The sequence below is a fragment of the Paraoerskovia marina genome (assembly GCF_900105445.1).
In the GTDB taxonomy this organism is placed as follows: Bacteria; Actinomycetota; Actinomycetes; order Actinomycetales; family Cellulomonadaceae; genus Paraoerskovia; species Paraoerskovia marina.
Map to the genome: position 1 here is coordinate 1,849,593 of NZ_LT629776.1, position 15,271 is coordinate 1,864,863.

18 protein-coding genes are annotated in these 15,271 nt (G+C 71.4%); 12 read left to right on the forward strand and 6 right to left on the reverse strand.

All coding sequences use genetic code 11. The features are described 5' to 3' along the window. Window positions 1–14: 14 nt before the first annotated feature. Both mltG and BLU20_RS08255 read left to right on the forward strand, forming a co-directional pair. Entirely contained in the window at window positions 15–1,166 is a 1,152-nt protein-coding gene (gene mltG, locus BLU20_RS08250) for an endolytic transglycosylase MltG (RefSeq protein ID WP_029253463.1), read from the forward strand. After that, the gene (locus BLU20_RS08255) at window positions 1,145–2,011 is read left to right on the forward strand and encodes a shikimate dehydrogenase (protein ID WP_231959159.1); all 867 of its coding nucleotides are present in this window, start codon (window positions 1,145–1,147) and stop codon (window positions 2,009–2,011) included. Before mltG ends, BLU20_RS08255 begins: the two co-directional genes overlap by 22 nt. Here BLU20_RS08255 and BLU20_RS08260 read toward each other — a convergent pair. Beyond that, window positions 2,008–2,598 (reverse strand): prepilin peptidase, encoded by a 591-nt coding sequence (locus BLU20_RS08260; protein WP_052367096.1) that lies wholly within the window; start codon window positions 2,596–2,598, stop codon window positions 2,008–2,010. The two genes, BLU20_RS08255 and BLU20_RS08260, sit on opposite strands and share 4 nt — an antisense overlap. Window positions 2,599–2,713: 115 nt before the next feature. Between BLU20_RS08260 and aroC the strand changes: the two genes are divergently transcribed. From aroC to aroB, 3 genes are read left to right on the forward strand one after another with little or no spacing between them, the layout of a single operon-like run. Next, a complete protein-coding gene (gene aroC, locus BLU20_RS08265; RefSeq protein ID WP_029253460.1) occupies window positions 2,714–3,928 on the forward strand; it encodes a chorismate synthase in 1,215 nt (404 codons plus the stop codon). Window position 3,929: 1 nt separating this feature from the next. Beyond that, entirely contained in the window at window positions 3,930–4,499 is a 570-nt protein-coding gene (locus BLU20_RS08270) for a shikimate kinase (protein ID WP_083372223.1), read from the forward strand. Next, entirely contained in the window at window positions 4,496–5,638 is a 1,143-nt protein-coding gene (gene aroB, locus BLU20_RS08275) for a 3-dehydroquinate synthase (RefSeq protein WP_029253458.1), read from the forward strand. The genes BLU20_RS08270 and aroB overlap by 4 nt, the downstream gene beginning before the upstream one ends. Before the next feature lie 10 nt (window positions 5,639–5,648). Here the strand turns inward: aroB and BLU20_RS08280 are convergent, their stop codons facing one another. Further along, a complete protein-coding gene (locus BLU20_RS08280; RefSeq protein ID WP_083372224.1) occupies window positions 5,649–6,437 on the reverse strand; it encodes a glycerophosphodiester phosphodiesterase in 789 nt (262 codons plus the stop codon). Beyond that, a complete protein-coding gene (locus BLU20_RS08285; protein ID WP_083372225.1) occupies window positions 6,434–7,396 on the reverse strand; it encodes an alpha/beta fold hydrolase in 963 nt (320 codons plus the stop codon). The genes BLU20_RS08280 and BLU20_RS08285 overlap by 4 nt, the downstream gene beginning before the upstream one ends. 160 nt (window positions 7,397–7,556) lie before the next feature. Between BLU20_RS08285 and BLU20_RS08290 the strand changes: the two genes are divergently transcribed. The 4 genes from BLU20_RS08290 to BLU20_RS08305 all read left to right on the forward strand — a co-directional run bounded on the left by BLU20_RS08290 (window position 7,557) and on the right by BLU20_RS08305 (window position 9,555). Then, complete coding sequence (locus BLU20_RS08290) at window positions 7,557–8,318, forward strand: DUF2975 domain-containing protein (RefSeq protein WP_157270404.1); 762 nt, start codon at window positions 7,557–7,559, stop codon at window positions 8,316–8,318. Continuing rightward, window positions 8,318–8,533, forward strand: a complete 216-nt coding sequence (locus BLU20_RS08295) for a helix-turn-helix domain-containing protein (RefSeq protein WP_083372227.1) — start codon at window positions 8,318–8,320, stop codon at window positions 8,531–8,533. Before BLU20_RS08290 ends, BLU20_RS08295 begins: the two co-directional genes overlap by 1 nt. Window positions 8,534–8,634: 101 nt before the next feature. Beyond that, a complete protein-coding gene (locus BLU20_RS08300; protein WP_197675385.1) occupies window positions 8,635–8,919 on the forward strand; it encodes a MarR family transcriptional regulator in 285 nt (94 codons plus the stop codon). Between the two features lie 180 nt (window positions 8,920–9,099). Further along, window positions 9,100–9,555, forward strand: a complete 456-nt coding sequence (locus BLU20_RS08305) for a DUF1579 family protein (RefSeq protein ID WP_172829052.1) — start codon at window positions 9,100–9,102, stop codon at window positions 9,553–9,555. Here the strand turns inward: BLU20_RS08305 and BLU20_RS08310 are convergent. The 3 genes from BLU20_RS08310 to BLU20_RS08320 form a co-directional block, all read right to left on the reverse strand. Continuing rightward, entirely contained in the window at window positions 9,552–10,703 is a 1,152-nt protein-coding gene (locus tag BLU20_RS08310; protein WP_083372229.1) for a N(5)-(carboxyethyl)ornithine synthase, read from the reverse strand. The genes BLU20_RS08305 and BLU20_RS08310 overlap by 4 nt on opposite strands. Window positions 10,704–10,987: 284 nt before the next feature. Continuing rightward, window positions 10,988–12,199, reverse strand: a complete 1,212-nt coding sequence (locus tag BLU20_RS08315) for a Fic family protein (RefSeq protein WP_029253451.1) — start codon at window positions 12,197–12,199, stop codon at window positions 10,988–10,990. 53 nt (window positions 12,200–12,252) lie between these two features. Then, window positions 12,253–13,629: an MFS transporter gene (locus BLU20_RS08320; protein ID WP_052367094.1), complete on the reverse strand. Its 1,377-nt coding sequence runs from the start codon at window positions 13,627–13,629 to the stop codon at window positions 12,253–12,255. A gap of 89 nt (window positions 13,630–13,718) precedes the next feature. On the opposite strand from BLU20_RS08320, the gene BLU20_RS08325 reads away from it, so the two are divergent. From BLU20_RS08325 to BLU20_RS08335, 3 genes are read left to right on the forward strand one after another with little or no spacing between them, the layout of a single operon-like run. Beyond that, window positions 13,719–14,177, forward strand: coding sequence for a type II 3-dehydroquinate dehydratase (locus BLU20_RS08325; protein WP_029253449.1), 459 nt, complete (start codon window positions 13,719–13,721; stop codon window positions 14,175–14,177). Window positions 14,178–14,237: 60 nt separating this feature from the next. Next, the gene (locus BLU20_RS08330) at window positions 14,238–14,837 is read left to right on the forward strand and encodes a helix-turn-helix domain-containing protein (RefSeq protein WP_083372230.1); all 600 of its coding nucleotides are present in this window, start codon (window positions 14,238–14,240) and stop codon (window positions 14,835–14,837) included. Continuing rightward, the gene (locus BLU20_RS08335; protein WP_083372231.1) at window positions 14,834–15,232 is read left to right on the forward strand and encodes a hypothetical protein; all 399 of its coding nucleotides are present in this window, start codon (window positions 14,834–14,836) and stop codon (window positions 15,230–15,232) included. Before BLU20_RS08330 ends, BLU20_RS08335 begins: the two co-directional genes overlap by 4 nt. The last annotated feature ends 39 nt before the right edge of the window (window positions 15,233–15,271 follow it).

Consider the following 15,271-nt stretch of genomic DNA (forward strand, 5'->3'; position numbering starts at 1 on the left):
AGGAGGACGCTCCCGTGAGCGACTTGTTCCCCGGAACTTCGACGTTGGAGGCCCAGCAGCCTCCCGCGGCGAATTCGCGCACGGAGGAGCGGCGTCGGCGCCGCGCGAAGCAGCGCAAGCGTCAGCGTCGCCGCAACGCCCTGCTGGCGATCTTCCTGATCCTCGTGATCGTCGCGGCCGTCGCCTACGTGCTGCGGCCGCAGATCATGGCGATGGTCGACGACTTCCGCCCGGACACCGTGGCGGACTACGCCGGGCCGGGCACGACTCCGGTCGACGTCACGATCGAGCCGGGCTCGACCGGGTACGACATGGCCGCCGTGCTCGAGGGGGCCGACGTCGTCGCGAGCCAGCAGGCGTTCGTCGACGCGTTCGAGGCCAACCCGAGCGCGGGCCAGATCCAGGCGGGCACGTTCACGATGCTGACGCAGATGGACGCGCAGTCCGCGGTCGCGCGGCTCGTGGCGAACGACTCGCGGGCCGAGACCAAGCTGACGATCCCCGAGGGATACACGGTCGACCAGGTGGTCGAGCGTGCCGCGTCCGTCACGGGACACTCCGTCGAGGAGTACGAGGCCGCCATGGAGGACACGGAGGCGCGAGGTCTGCCGGCCGAGGCGGGGGGCGACTACGAGGGATGGATGTTCCCCACGACCTACCTGCTGCCGCCGGACAGCACGCCGGCCACCGTCATCTCGCAGATGGTCACCCAGACGACCCTCGAGCTGGACTCGCGCAACGTGCCGGAGGAGGACCGCGAGGAGGTCCTGAACAAGGCCTCGCTCGTCGAGCGTGAGGCGAAGGCCGTCGAGGACCGCCCGAAGATGGCACGGGCGATCGAGAACCGTCTCGACGTCGGCCAGCGCCTGGAGATCGACGCCGCGGTCGCCTACGGCCTGGGGATCTCCGGCACGGAGCTGACCCGCGAGGACACCGACGACCCGAGCAACGAGTACAACCTGTACGAGCACGCGGGTCTGCCGCCGACGCCCATCGCCAACCCGGGCGGTGCCTCGATCGACGCGGTCCTGGAGCCTGCCGACGGCGCCTGGGTCTTCTGGACCGCCGTGAACCTCGACACCGGCGAGACGAAGTTCGCCGAGACCTTCGAGGAGCACCAGCAGAACGTCGCGGAGCTGCGCGAGTGGCAGGCGGCGAACGGGTGACGGCTCGTCGTGCCGCGGTGCTCGGGCATCCTGTCGCCCACTCGTTGTCCCCGGCGCTGCACCGTGCCGCGTACCGCGCGCTCGGACTCGACGACTGGACGTACACCGCGGTGGACGTGCAGGAGGCCGAGCTGGCGGGATTCGTCGACGCGATGGACGAGTCCTGGGCCGGGCTCAGCCTGACGATGCCGCTCAAGCACGCCGTCATCCCGCTGCTCGACTCGGTCGAGCCGCTCGCCGAGGTCGTCGGCGCGGTGAACACGCTGCTGCCGTCCGGCCGCACGCGCGTGGGGGCGAACACCGACGTGCACGGCCTCGTGGCGGCGCTCGGGGAGGGGCTCGGCCAGCAGGCACGCACGGGCCCGCCCGCGCACGCCGTGATCCTCGGTGCCGGTGCCACGGCTGCGTCGACGCTCGCAGCGCTCGGCGAGCTCGGGTGCACGAGCCCGCACGTCCTCGTGCGGTCGTTGGCGCGGACCGGAGAGCTGCGCGCCGCAGCGCACCGGATGGGCGTCACGCCGCAGTTCTCGCGCCTCGACGCCGCGACGGACGTCCTTCCGCGGGCCGACGTCGTCGTCTCGACGATGCCGAAGCACGCCGCCGACCCGTGGGCGCAGGTCCTGGCGGATTCGGGGGCACCCGTCTCCGGCGTCTTGCTCGACGTGGTCTACGACCCGCGCCCGACGGAGCTGTCCCGGGCCTGGTCGCGCGCCGGGGGCGTCGTCGTCGGCGGTGAGCGGATGCTGCTGCACCAGGCGGCCGAGCAGGTCCGCCTGATGACGGGGCACGCCGCGCCGGTCACGGCGATGGACGAGGCCCTGCGGTCGGCCCTGGCTCCGGTCTAGAAGGAGAACGCGCCGGCGCTGTCGAGGCCGATCGCGACCGCCGCTCCGACGAGCATGAACGGACCGAACGCGAAGGCGGTCGTCCCGGTCGCTCGACGGGCCAGCAGCAGTGCGAGCGCCCAGAGCCCGCCGAGGGTGAACGCCGCGAACGTGCCGAGGAACCAGGCCTCCCACCCGCACCAGGCGAGATAGAGCCCGACGACGCCTGCGAGCTTGACGTCACCGAGGCCGAGCCCGCCGGGGCGCACGATCGCCAGTGCCAGGTAGGCCGCGAGGAGCAGGAAGGCGCCGAGCGCCGCGCGACCGAGGTCGGCGAGTGTGTCCGGACCGATGAGCACCGTCAGTCCGAGGACCACGAGCGCGGCGGCGGCCGTCGGCCCGGTCAGGGCGTCGGGCAGGCGGTGGCTGCGCAGGTCGATGACGGTCAACGGACCGCAGGCCACGGCCAGTACCACGAACGCCACGGTGTCGGGAGCGGGCCACCTGCTGACCAGGACTGCGAGCACCAGCGCTGCCGACAGCGCGAGCGAGACACGGCGGTCGGCCCGTGTCTCGGTGTCGATGCGGGCGGCGAGGTCGGCGAGCATGGCTGCGACGCTAGCGTCGAGAGGCCGTCCGCAGCCGGTTGTCCACAGGTTCACCCCGCCGTCCGCACGGTGGGCGGCCGACGGCCGTGCGGGCGTGTCGTGGGAGGATGACGCCATGCTTCGGTGGTTGACCTCAGGTGAGTCGCACGGTGAGGCGCTGGTCGGGATCCTTGAGGGGCTTCCCGCCGGCGTCGAGATCGTGACGGCCGACGTCCAGGATGCTCTTGCCCGCCGCCGGCTCGGCTACGGCCGCGGGGCGCGGATGAAGTTCGAGAAGGACCAGGTGCGCATTCTCGGCGGCCTGCGTCACGGGATCTCCCAGGGTGGTCCGCTCGCGATCGAGATCGGCAACACCGAGTGGCCCAAGTGGGTCGACGTGATGTCGGCAGACCCGGTCCCGCCCGAGGCGCTGCAGGTCGACGCGGGCACGGGTGACGTGCGGGAGGTTGCGCGCAACCGTCCGCTGACCCGGCCTCGTCCCGGACACGCCGACCTGGTGGGCATGCGCAAGTACGGGTTCGACGACGCCCGTCCCGTCCTGGAGCGTGCGTCGGCGCGCGAGACCGCCACCCGCGTGGCACTCGGGACGGCGGCCGCCCATCTGCTCGAGCAGGCGTTCGGCGTCCGGCTCGTCTCCCACGTGGTCGCCATCGGTCCCGTCGAGGTGCCCGAGGACGCCGTCCTGCCGACGGCGGACGACGTTGCCGCCCTCGACGCCGACCCGGTGCGCTGCTTCGACCCCGAGACCTCGGCGGCGATGGTCGCCGAGATCGACCAGTGCCACAAGGACGGCGACACGCTCGGCGGTGTCGTCGAGGTGCTGGCCTACGACGTACCGACGGGTATCGGGTCCTACGTCCACGCCGACCGGCGCCTGGACGCGCGCCTGGCGGCCGAGCTGATGGGGATCCAGGCCATCAAGGGGGTGGAGGTCGGCGACGGCTTCCGCACGGCACGCCGTCGTGGGTCCGCGGCCCACGACGAGATGGTCCGCGAGGACGGCCGCATCACCCGCCTGAGCAACCGGGCCGGCGGCGTCGAGGGTGGTATGACCAACGGTGAGGTCCTGCGCGTGCGCGCCGCGATGAAGCCGATCTCGACCGTCCCGCGGGCGCTGCGCACGATCGACACCGCCACGGGCGAGGCCTCCACGGCCCAGCACCAGCGCTCCGACGTCTGCGCCGTCCCGCCGGCCGCCGTCGTCGCCGAGGCCATGGTCGCACTCACCCTGGCCCAGGCCGCCCTCGAGAAGTTCGGTGGTGACTCGGTGCCGGAGATCCGCCGCAACGTCGAGTCGTACCTCGCCGCCATCCCGGAGAACCTGCGCTGAGATGAGCACCGCACCCACCGGACCGCTGGTCGTCCTGGTCGGCCCGCCCGGCTCCGGCAAGTCCACCGTCGCCGCGATCCTCGCCCGTACCTGGGGCGTGGCCCACCGCGACACCGACGACGACGTGGAGCGCACGGCGGGCAAGCCCGTCGCCGACATCTTCGTCACCGACGGAGAGCCCGCCTTCCGCGACCTGGAGCGGGCGGCCGTCGTCACGGCCGTCCGCGAGCACGACGGTGTCCTGTCCCTCGGCGGCGGGGCCGTCCTCGACCCCGACAGCCGCCGGGTTCTGGCGGACTATGCCGAGGCGGGCGGGACGGTCGTCTTCCTCGACGTCTCCCTCGCCCACGCCGCGCCCCGTGTGGGCTTCAACCAGTCCCGCCCCCTGCTGCTCGGCAACCCGCGGGCCCGGTGGCAGGCACTGATGAACGAACGCCGCGCGGTCTACGAGCAGGTCGCGACCACGACCGTGCTGACCGACGCGCGCACCCCCGAGCAGGTGGCGGCGGAGATCGCCGCCGACCCCCGAACCGACGCGCGGGTGACCCCCGCACCGCAGGAGGAGCAGTGAGCACGATCGAGACCACCCGGGTGCAGGTCGCCGGGGAGAGCCCCTACGACGTCGTGATCGGGCGCCATCTGCTCGGCGAGCTGCCCGGGCTGCTCGGCCCTGACGTCCGGCGTGTCCTCGTCATCCACCCGTCCTCGCTCGCGGCGACGGCAGAGACGATCCGTGCGGACCTGGCCCAGACGGGCCTGGAGGCGTTCGCCGCCGAGGTGCCGGACGCCGAGGAGTCCAAGACCGCGCAGGTCGCGGGATTCCTCTGGGGGGTGCTGGGGCAGGCCGACTTCACCCGCTCGGACGCGATCGTGTCGGTCGGCGGGGGAGCGACCACCGACCTGGCGGGCTTCGTGGCTGCGACGTGGTTGCGCGGGATCCGCGTGGTGCACGTCCCCACGACGCTGCTCGCGATGGTCGACGCCGCGGTCGGGGGCAAGACCGGGATCAACACCGCGGAGGGGAAGAACCTCGTCGGTGCGTTCCACCCGCCGGCCGGGGTGCTGTGCGACCTGGTGGCCCTCGAGACTCTGCCGCGGTTCGACCTCGTCGCAGGCCTCGGCGAGGTGGTCAAGACCGGCTTCATCGCCGACGAGCGCATCCTCGAGATCGTCGCCGACCATGCGGCCGAGCTGCGGGACTGGAAGGGCGCCGACGCGGCGGACGAGACGTGGGCGGCGCTCGCCGAGCTCGTCGAGCGGTCCGTCGCCGTCAAGGCACGGGTGGTCGGTGCCGACCTCAAGGAGGCGGGCCTGCGCGAGATCCTCAACTACGGGCACACCCTCGGGCACGCGATCGAGCTCGTCGAGCGGTACCAGTGGCGGCACGGCGCCGCCGTCTCCGTCGGGATGGTCTTCGCCGCCGAGCTCGGACGGCTGGCCGGGAAGCTCGACGACTCGGTCGTCGACCGCCACCGCGAGATCCTCACGTCGCTCGGGCTTCCGACGACGTACCGCGGGGACCGGTGGGAGAAGCTGCTGTCGGGGATGCGCCGGGACAAGAAGACCCGGGGCGACCTGCTGCGGTTCGTCGTCCTGGACGCCGTCGGCCAGCCGACCCGTCTCGAGGGGCCCGACCCGACACTGCTCGCGGCGGCCTACGCCGAGATCAGCGAGGACGCCCCGACCGGCCGGGCTCCGATCGCCCTGTAGGTCGGCGCACTCACCACACGCCGCGGGCGCGCAGCACCTTCTCGAGCAGGTCCGCGCGGTCGGTCACCAGACCGTCGACCCCGAGGTCGAGCAGCTGGTGCATGTGGTCGACTGCGTTGATGGTCCACACGTGTACCTGCCGGCCCGCCCGGTGGGCGGCGGCGACCGTCGAGCGGTCGACGACCGTCACCGGTCCCTGGCGCACGGGGACCTGCAGCGCCTGGACGTCCGCCAGCGCGCAGCGAGCGAGTCGGGCCGAGCGCAACCGCGCGGCGCCGACGAAGGCCGCCACCTCCCCGGTGGCCGCCGACGTCGCGACGGCCCGTCCCAGAGCGGTCAGGGTCGCCCGACGGCGTGCCCGGGAGAACGACGTGACGCAGACCCGGTCCCACGCACCGGTCCGGGCGACCGCCTCGGCCACCGGCACCGCCCCCGAGGCGGCCTTGACGTCGATGTTGACCCGCAGGTCCGGCCACGTCCCCAGCACGTCCTCCAAGAGGGGGACCGGCTCGACGCCACCGATGCGGGCCTCGCGCACCTGCGCCCACGGCAGCTCCGCGACGAGCCCGCGCGCATCCGTGGTCCGGTCCAGCGACGCGTCGTGCAGAGCCACCGCCACACCGTCACGGGTGGCATGGGCGTCGGTCTCGACGTAGCCGAACCCGAGGTCGACCGCCCCGGCGAACGCCGCCATCGAGTTCTCCAGTCCCGAGAGCGAGAAGCCACGATGCGCGAGTGCGACCACGCCGCCTGGTGCGTCGAAGTACGGAAACACCCACGACGTCGGACGCCCGCTCACGGGGCACCACCGGCTGAACCGGCGCTCGCGGCGAACGACAACACCTCGTCGAGGTACAGCGCGCGAGGCTCTGGTGCCGACAGCGACAGGTCGTGCACCCCGCCCTCGACCGCCACCGTCCGCACGTCGTCACCCAGCCGCGGCGCCAACCGTTCGATGTGGGCGACGTCGAGCACCGTGTCCTGCGCATCGAGCAACGGGTTGTCCGGGGAGTCGATGCCCGAGGACGCCGAGTGTGCGACCAGCACCGGGCAGCCCACCTCGAGCCCCGCCGCCAACCGCACCTGACCGCGCACCACCGCACGCAGCCAGCCCGCACGCGCCGGCAGCCCCTGCGGACGCTTCAACGCCGTGTCGAAATCCCAGCGCCCTCCGTGCTCGACATGCTGATACGTCGCGTACCAGGACGGCGCGGACGTCACCTGCACCATCGGTGACAACGGCGCCGCGACGTCGAGCATCGCGAACGCCACCGGCGACAACCAGCTGCTGGCCCCCACGTCCAGGAACGGACTGTTCAGCACCAACGCGTCGACCGTGCGGCGCTCGCGGTGCGAATGGGCCCACAGCGCGGCCACCAGCCCCCCGGTGGAGTGCGCGTGCACGATCAGCGGGAGGCCGGGGTGCGCGGCCCGCGCCAGAGCCACGGCCGTGCTCAGGTCGGTCGCCTGCTCGTGCAGGTCCGACTGGTAGTGCGGGACCTCGCCCGGTCGCAGGGACCGACCTGCGCGGCGGGCGTCGACGGCGTAGAAGACGAAGCCGGCTCGTGTGAACGCCTCGGCGAGGTGCGCCTGGAAGAAGTAGTCATTGTAGCCGTGCAGGTGGACGACGACGCCTCGCGGATCGGACGGCGTCCGGCGTGGCCGGACGAGCGTCGCGCTGGCGATCGGGGCCGACTCAAAGGTGCCACCGAGCGGCGCGTCCGGGGCCCAGGGCAGAGCTGCTGCGGCGTTCGTCATGGGTCGAACCTATGCCCTGCGCGCCGGTCTGCACCGGCGGGACGGTGCGCGGTGGGCGGTCGACGTCCTGGTGAACCACGGACGGCTTGACGCCCCCTCTTGTGGTAAACATATCGTTTATCGATGCGAACGCATCGCGAGACGATACGGGGACAGGCGCATGAAGCAAGCACGACGCGTCTTTCGGATCGGGAGCTGGGCGGCGTTGGCGGCCACGATCGTGATGGCGGCGACGGTCGCCGCGACGGTCTACACCGGGGTCCAGGCGCTCGCGGGTCACACCACCTACCCCGTGGAGCACAGGCTCGGGCCTCTGACCTTCCGGGACACGCTCTCGACGGGGGTCGCGGCCGGTGGAGACGTGTGTCAGGTGGCGCGCGTCGATTCGATCGACGGCACCCCTGACTGCAACAACTTCTTCCTCAGCGCCGACAGTGAGACCGACGTCGACGGTGCCGTTCGACGTCAGGCCGCCGATGTGCATCCGGTCACCGTGCGACTGACGGGCGAGGTCCAGCTCGCCTCGAGCGGGGGATGGAGCAACTTCGTCGCCGCCCAGCTCGTCAAGAAGGTGCTCGTCGGGGTCGGGGTCGTCGCATGGCTCGCGATGGTGTGGCGGCTTCTCGCAGCTGCGGCCGCGGGAACGGCGTTCAGTCCTCGCACCGTGCGGTTGCTGCGTGGTCTGGGATGGCTGACCATCGCAGGCGCGGCACTGGCCCCCCTGCTGAGCCACTACACGTCCATCGTCCAGACCGGCTACGGTGCGCAGTCCTTTGGCGAAGAGATGATGCTCGCACCGTGGGACGGCGCCTCGACCGGTGTGGACTTCGTCCAGATCGCCCTCGGTGTCCTGGTCCTCCTCGTGGCCGAGGTGTTTCGCCACGGGGCAGACATCGAGAACGAGCAGAGGTTGACGGTCTGATGGCGATCGCCGTCCGTCTCGACCGGATGCTCGTCGAGCGCAAGATGACCCTGACCGAGCTCGCCGAGCGAGTCGGTATCACGGTCGCCAACCTGTCGATCCTCAAGACCGGCAAGGCCAAGGCCGTGCGCCTCGGCACGCTCGACGCCATCTGTCGCGAGCTCGAGTGTCAACCGGGAGACATCCTCGAACACGTGGACGACGACGACCGCTGACGTACCGGCACCGTCGTCCGGTCGAGACTCACACCGAACGCTCGGGAACCGCCCGGGTCCTTCATGGCTCGCACACAGGTGCGGTTGCCAGGATCAGCAGCGTGACCCCTTCCGATCCGGTGCGGCGGCGCCTGGCCGCCATCTCGAGCACGACGCTCACCATGCAGCAGCTGCGCGTCCTCGCGATCCTCCACGCGCACGGCCCCCAGCGGGCGACAGAGCTCGCGAACCGGCTGCAGGTCAGCGCGGCCACGACGTCGGGCATCCTCGACCGGCTCGAGGCAGGCGGCTACCTCGAACGTCGACAGCACGAGCTCGACGGGCGGGCCCGGGCGATCACCCTGACGCCGCACGGTCGCGCGTCGATCCTGGCCGTCGTCGACTAGAGGGGGCACCGCCGCCGCAGCCCCGCCGACACGCGCCCGGTCCCGTGCACCCCCGATCGCGCGCATCGAGCTCTCGGGCACACCATGGAAGACAACCGGCTCCCCGGCGGCCGTCGAGAACGCCCGGGCGCTCGCGGACAGCCACCAGGAGACGGACAGGCCGACCAGGACGGGGACACCATGACCGACACCACCACCGGGGGACCGCACGAGGCGCTCGCGGTCTTCCTCGGCAGCTGGCACGCCGAAGGGGTCTCCTACGGTGGACCCACCCAGACACCGGCCGACCCGCACGCAGAACCCGCCCCGTGGCGAAGCATCCACACCGCACGCTGGCACACCGGCAACTACTTCGTCATCCAGGACGAACGCGCCAACGGCCCCTTCGACACCCTCAGCATCCTCGGGTGGGACCGCGACACCGAACGCTACTTCGCACGGACCGTCGAGAACCACGGGTACACCCGCGACTACACGATGACCGTCGACCGTCGCACGTGGACGCTCACCGGCGAGAACGAACGAGCGACGTTCGAGTTCAGCGCGGACGGCCGCACCCAGACCGTCACCTGGGAGTGGAGACCCCGGGACGCGTGGCTGCCCCTGTGCGACCGGGTCGCCCACCGCATCGACTAGTCGCGACGTCCGACAGCGTGCGGGTAGTCGGCATCCCGCCCCTGGAAGGCAAGGATCGCCGGGTTCAGCACGACGCCGTCACGGACCTCGATCGCGCGACGCACCGTCTCGTCCTCCACCCAGGCGTCGGGCCCACCCATGACCGTACGAAGAAACGACATCAAGGCAGAGCTGATCTCCCACGTCGCCGAGTTCCACAGGTACGAAGGACTGTGGTCGACCGCGTAGTACAGCACCCCGTTCCCGACGGCGAACGCCGGCTCCTCGAACGACGTCGGCCGGGCCCAGCCGAACGCCATACCCTCGTCGCACGACACGTCCACGATCACCGTCCCCGACGCAAGGTCCGGCAGATCATCGTCCGTCAAGAACATCAACGGAGCCTCGGTGTCCTGCAGCACGCAGTTGACGATGATGTCGTGCTCACCCAGGAACTCCGGCAACGGCACCCGGCCCTCCGCAGTCACCGCGTGCCCCACCCGACCCCCGCTCGGATCGTCGTCCAACCGGACGATGCGCGCCGAATGGATCGGGGCCGCCACCGCCGCCACGTCCCGACGCGTCAGCACGTCGACGTCATGCACCCCCAGAGCATCCAACGCCGTCACCGCGCCACGCGCCGTCGCACCGAACCCGATCACCACCGCACGCAGCCGCGGACCGTAGTCCCCGGCCATCCCCGCCAGCTGCATCGCATGCAGCACCGAGCTGTACCCCGCCAGCTCGTTGTTCTTGTGAAACACGTGCAGGTTGAACGCCCCGTCCGGACCCCAGTGGTTCATCGCCTCGAACGCGATCAACGTCAACGACCGGTCGATCGCCACCTGCGTCAGCTCAGAGTCCTGGACACAGTGCGGCCACCCCCACAGCACCTGACCCTCCCGCAGCTCCACCACGTCGCTCAGCAACGGCTTCGGCGCCAGCACCACGTCCGACTCCGCGACCAGCTCCTCCCGAGACCGCAGACCACCCACCCACGCGCCCACCTGCTCGTCCGAGAACCCGAACCGCTCGCCGTACCCGCGCTCCAGCAGCACGAACGGACGAAGATCCTCAGGGATCTGCCGCAGATGACGCGGATGGATCCCCAGGCGCAGCTCGTTCTCCTTGCGCGACCGGGCAAGAATGCCAAGAGTCAGGGGAGTCATGACGGTGTCCTCCAGGGCCCAGGCGGTTTCGAGAGAATCGCACCAGCAGCCACCGGGCCCACCAGGGGAGGCTCTGCCTCGAACCGTACGCCCCTTTCCACCCGCCACCGACCACCAAGCCCGGCCGCCTGCCTCCACACCGACGAACACGCCCCGCCACCCCGGCGCACGGCACCTCACGAAACGGTGCACGAGGACCTGACGGGCGCTCGCGGACAAGGCCCTGGCATAAATAGTGTGCCAAGCGTGGTCAACCCACCGTGGTTGCGCAGCGCAAGAAGCCCTCAGTCCACCGAGGCAGGGGAGCCGAGGCGCCGACGTCCCGCGCGTGCTGCGAACTCGTCGAGGGCGGTGAGGACCTGGGGTGCCTGCCAGAGGATCGACCGCCGTCGCCCGCCGACCTCGACGAGCGCACCGGCGTCCACCAGCCGGTCGATGGCGCGCCGGGCGTTCGGTTGGGTGACGCCGAGCTGCTCTCGCACCAGCTCGGTCCCGAGCACGGGGTGGCGCAGGACGACGTCGAGGAGCGGCCACGCGGCCGAGTCTGCGCGCGCGGTGAGGTTCGCGGCCCAGGTGGCACGGGCGTCGAGCAGATCGGCGACGAGGCGACGACCGTTCGACACGGAGAGGACCGCTGCGGCGGAGAGCGCGTCCACGATCGGTGCGGCGTCTCCTGCGCGGAAGGCGGTCAACGCTGAGAAGTACCCCTCCGTGTCGACGAGCAGGCCGGCGGAGACGGGCACGGTCACGGTCCGGGTCAGCCCGCGGTGCCTGAGGAGTGCATGGATGAGCGCTCGCCCCGTCCGGCCGTTGCCGTCGACGAACGGGTGGATCGTCTCGAACTGCGCGTGGGCGACCGCAGCGTGCGTGAGCGCCGGAACGTCGGTTCGTCGTGCGAACGCGACCAGGTCGGCAAGGTCGTCGGTCAGGCGGTCGTGGTGGGGAGGTGTGAAGACGGCGTCGTGCGGCGAGTACGCGGTGCCGCCGATCCAGACCTGCTCCGTGCGGAGCTCCCCGGCGTACGGGGCCGGGGACATCAGTGCGTCGTGCATCGTCAGGATCCCGGTGATGTCGACCCCCTCGGACAGGTTTACGGCGGCGGTCATCGCGCGGACGTTGCCGACGATCTGCTGCGCGTTCGCGCGGGCGTCCTCACCGATCTCGGCGAGCGCGATCTGACGTGCGCCCGACGTGAGGTTCTCGATCTGCGACGACGAGGCCGACTCCGAGCGCAGGAGCACCGCTGCGAACGGCGCGACGTTTCTGCCGACCTCCTGGTCGAAGTCTCCGATCAGGCGCGAGGCCTCCTCGGCGGCGGCCGCGGTCGCGCGCGGCACGCGGACGTCGGTGTCCGCGATCCTCGGTACGACGGCGGAGGTGTACGGCCTGCGGAGACGCTCGGCCGCACTGCGAGAGAGCGCTTCCGGCGGCAGCGACGACCGCCAGCGGTGCTCCTCGCCGGCGGTCGCGGGCCAGGGGGTCGAAGCGGATGACATCTCGTCACCGTAGCACTCGATCATTAATTAAAGGATGATAAGCGTCGTGCTCGTCATCCTTTCCGGTCGCGGGCACCGTTGATCCCGAGTCCGGCCGGGAAGCGCACGCGGAGCAGGACGACCAGACCGAGCAGGATGACGGCGACGAGCCCCAGGATCCCCCAGTACTGGGCACCGCCCAGCGTCACCGCCACGGAGAAGGCGAGGGGTGCCAGGAAGCTTGCGGCGCGGCCCGTCGTCGCGTACAGGCCGAACGCCTCGGCCTCGTGGCCGGGGGTGGCCAGTCGACCGAGGAGCGCGCGGCTGGCCGACTGTGCCGGCCCGACGCATCCGGAGAGGACGAGTCCGCAGACCCAGAAGACGGTCGTCCCGCCGTCGTGCAGGAAGAAGACGCCCAGGCCCGCGGCCACCAGGATGACGAGCGACCAGACGACGACGCGGCGCGGACCGACCTTGTCGTCCAGCCAACCCCCGACGAAGGTCGAGAGGCCGGCGACGAGGTTAGCCGCGATCGCGAACACGATGACCTCGCTCGCGGAGAAACCGAAGGTCCCGGAGGCGATGACGGCCCCGAACGTGAAGACCCCGGCGAGTCCGTCGCGATAGATCGCGCTGGCGACGAGGTACCAGAGCGTCGAGCGCTGGGTGCGCCACAGGCCGGCGATGTCGCGGCCGAGCTTGCGGTACGCGTCTGCGACGCCGAGGGAGGTCCTGGCCGCCGTGCGCGGCTCCTCCGGGACCATGGTGAGGACCGGGACGGCGAAGAGCGCGAACCAGAAGGCTGAGATCAGCACCGAGACGCGGATGTTCATCCCGTCCTCGCCCGTCACACCGAACCACCCGACGTCGGGGTTGATGAAGCCGACGAAGAGGACGAGGAGGAGGACGATGCCACCCACGTACCCCGCGCCCCAGCCCCATCCGCTCACGCGGCCGATCGTGTCCGGCGTCGAGATCTGCAGGAGCAGGGCGTTGTAGGCCACCGACGCGAGCTCGAAGAACACGTTGCCGACGCTCAGCAGGACGACCCCGAGGATCACCGCGTCCGAGAGCGAGCCCGGCTCGGGGCGGACGAAGAACATCGCGACCATCGAGGCGAAGACCATGGCCGAGTTGATGCCGAGCCAGAGCTTGCGCCGTCCGGACGCGTCCGCGAGCGTCCCGATCGCGGGGGCGAGGACGGCGATCACCAGGCCGGCCGCTGCGAGTCCCCAGCCGAGCCACGCGGAGTGCTCCGCCATGACGGCCGTCGCGTCCGCGCCCTGCTCGACGAAGTCCTCGCTCGTGATCCAGCGGGTGAAGACGAAGGTGGTGACGACGGCGTTGAACGCGGCCGACCCCCAGTCCCAGAGAGACCAGGCCACGACCTGGCGACGGCGGCCCCCTGACGCAGGCGCGGGCACAGTGGCGGAGGTCACGTCGTCGGGCATGTCGTGATCGTAGCCGTCGAGGGGGTTCGCGAGGCGGCCGGCGGCACGGCGCGGGCGTGCCGGGTGTCGTGGCCGCTAACCTCAGGGGCATGACACGTGTCCTCGTCCTCAACGGACCCAATCTCGCCCGTCTGGGCGTCCGCGAGCCCGACGTCTACGGGCACACGAGCTACGACGGTCTGGTGGAGGCGGCCGCGGGGTGGGGTGGCGCCCTGGGCTTCGAGGTCGAGGTCCGCCAGACCGACGACGAGGCCGAGATCGTCGCATGGCTCCACGAGGCCGTCGACACGAGGTCGCACGTGGTGATCAACCCTGCGGCGTTCACGCACTACTCCTATGCGTTGCGGGACGCGGCCGCGCAGGTCACCCACGGCGGGCTGCGGCTGATCGAGGTCCACATCTCCAACCCGTACGCACGGGAGGAGTTCCGTCACCGGTCTGTCGTCGGCGCGGTCGCGACGGGGACGATTGCCGGGTTCGGCGTCGGGTCGTACCGCCTGGCCCTCGAGGCTCTGCGTGAGCTGGTCGGGGACGGAGCCGATGCCTAGATCGGTCAGTATCAAGGTTCAGAACTTGATCCGGGCGGATCAAGTCTGTACTATGGATTCATGTTCGTCCTGACGATCGACCAGCGTGGCAGCACCCATGCGTCCGACGAGGTGCCCGCGCTGCTCGACGCGCTGACCGAGACCTCGCCGACGGCGCTGCTCCTGCCGTACGAGCGGACGGTCGGCGACGAGGTCCAGGGTCTGCTCGTCGACGCGGCGACGGTCGTCGAGACGGTCCTGAGGATCGCGGGCCGTGGCGGGTGGAGCGTCGGTCTCGGCATCGGGTCCGTCCGTGAGCCGCTGCCCGGCAGCACCCGCGAGGCGACGGGGGACGCCTACGTCCGGGCGCGCGACGCCGTCGACCGGGCGAAGGGCCGTGGGCTGACCGTCCCGCTGGCCGTGACCGGAGCCGACGAGGAGCGCGCGCACGACACCGAGGCCTTCCTCCGGCTGCTCGCTGCGGTCGTGGCCCGCCGCTCGACGGCGGGGCACGAGGCCGTCGCCGCGCTCCGGCGGGTCGGGGGGACCCAGAAGGAGGCGGCAGCCGAGCTCGGCATCAGCGAGCAGGCGATGAGCCAGCGACTTCGCGCTGCGCTCCACGACGAGGTCGAGGCGGCACGCCCGGTGGCGGTCCGCATGCTGCAGGAGGCAGACGGATGAGCGAACCCTGGTTGACGATCGTGTCCGTGGTGGTCGGGGCCGGTGCCCTGGCCGCGAGCGTCGGCGGGGGGAGCCTGATCGTCCCCTGGGTCCTGCGATCGGCGTCACGCGGGGCGGCGCAGGACGACGGGCCTGCCGGGGCGCAAGCCGTCGCCGCGCTGCGCGGGGGCACGTGGATCGGGATCCTCGAGCGACTCGCCGTCACCGGGTGCCTGCTCGCCGGCTACCCCGCGGGGATAGCCGTGGTCGTCGCGATCAAGGGGCTCGGTAGGTATCCCGAGCTGCGCGAGCGGCCGGTCGCGTCGGAGCGGTTCGTGATCGGGACGCTCGCGTCGATGGGCTGGGCAGGGCTGACGGGACTGCTCGGAGTCTGGGTGATCGGGCTGCTGGCGTAGACTGGACCGAGTTTTCGCGCGGCGGCACGTCCCCGCGCC

What these genes read in the sequence shown, in the direction of transcription:
- BLU20_RS08320 (WP_052367094.1), bottom strand. Translation starts at nt 13,629, where the DNA reads ATGCCCGACGACGTGACCTCCGCCACTGTGCCCGCGCCTGCGTCAGGG.
- aroC (WP_029253460.1), top strand. Translation starts at nt 2,714, where the DNA reads ATGCTTCGGTGGTTGACCTCAGGTGAGTCGCACGGTGAGGCGCTGGTC.
- BLU20_RS08335 (WP_083372231.1), top strand. Translation starts at nt 14,834, where the DNA reads ATGAGCGAACCCTGGTTGACGATCGTGTCCGTGGTGGTCGGGGCCGGT.
- BLU20_RS08325 (WP_029253449.1), top strand. Translation starts at nt 13,719, where the DNA reads ATGACACGTGTCCTCGTCCTCAACGGACCCAATCTCGCCCGTCTGGGC.
- BLU20_RS08270 (WP_083372223.1), top strand. Translation starts at nt 3,930, where the DNA reads ATGAGCACCGCACCCACCGGACCGCTGGTCGTCCTGGTCGGCCCGCCC.
- BLU20_RS08315 (WP_029253451.1), bottom strand. Translation starts at nt 12,199, where the DNA reads ATGTCATCCGCTTCGACCCCCTGGCCCGCGACCGCCGGCGAGGAGCAC.
- BLU20_RS08310 (WP_083372229.1), bottom strand. Translation starts at nt 10,703, where the DNA reads ATGACTCCCCTGACTCTTGGCATTCTTGCCCGGTCGCGCAAGGAGAAC.
- BLU20_RS08260 (WP_052367096.1), bottom strand. Translation starts at nt 2,598, where the DNA reads ATGCTCGCCGACCTCGCCGCCCGCATCGACACCGAGACACGGGCCGAC.
- BLU20_RS08295 (WP_083372227.1), top strand. Translation starts at nt 8,318, where the DNA reads ATGGCGATCGCCGTCCGTCTCGACCGGATGCTCGTCGAGCGCAAGATG.
- BLU20_RS08290 (WP_157270404.1), top strand. Translation starts at nt 7,557, where the DNA reads ATGAAGCAAGCACGACGCGTCTTTCGGATCGGGAGCTGGGCGGCGTTG.
- BLU20_RS08285 (WP_083372225.1), bottom strand. Translation starts at nt 7,396, where the DNA reads ATGACGAACGCCGCAGCAGCTCTGCCCTGGGCCCCGGACGCGCCGCTC.
- BLU20_RS08305 (WP_172829052.1), top strand. Translation starts at nt 9,100, where the DNA reads ATGACCGACACCACCACCGGGGGACCGCACGAGGCGCTCGCGGTCTTC.
- BLU20_RS08330 (WP_083372230.1), top strand. Translation starts at nt 14,238, where the DNA reads ATGTTCGTCCTGACGATCGACCAGCGTGGCAGCACCCATGCGTCCGAC.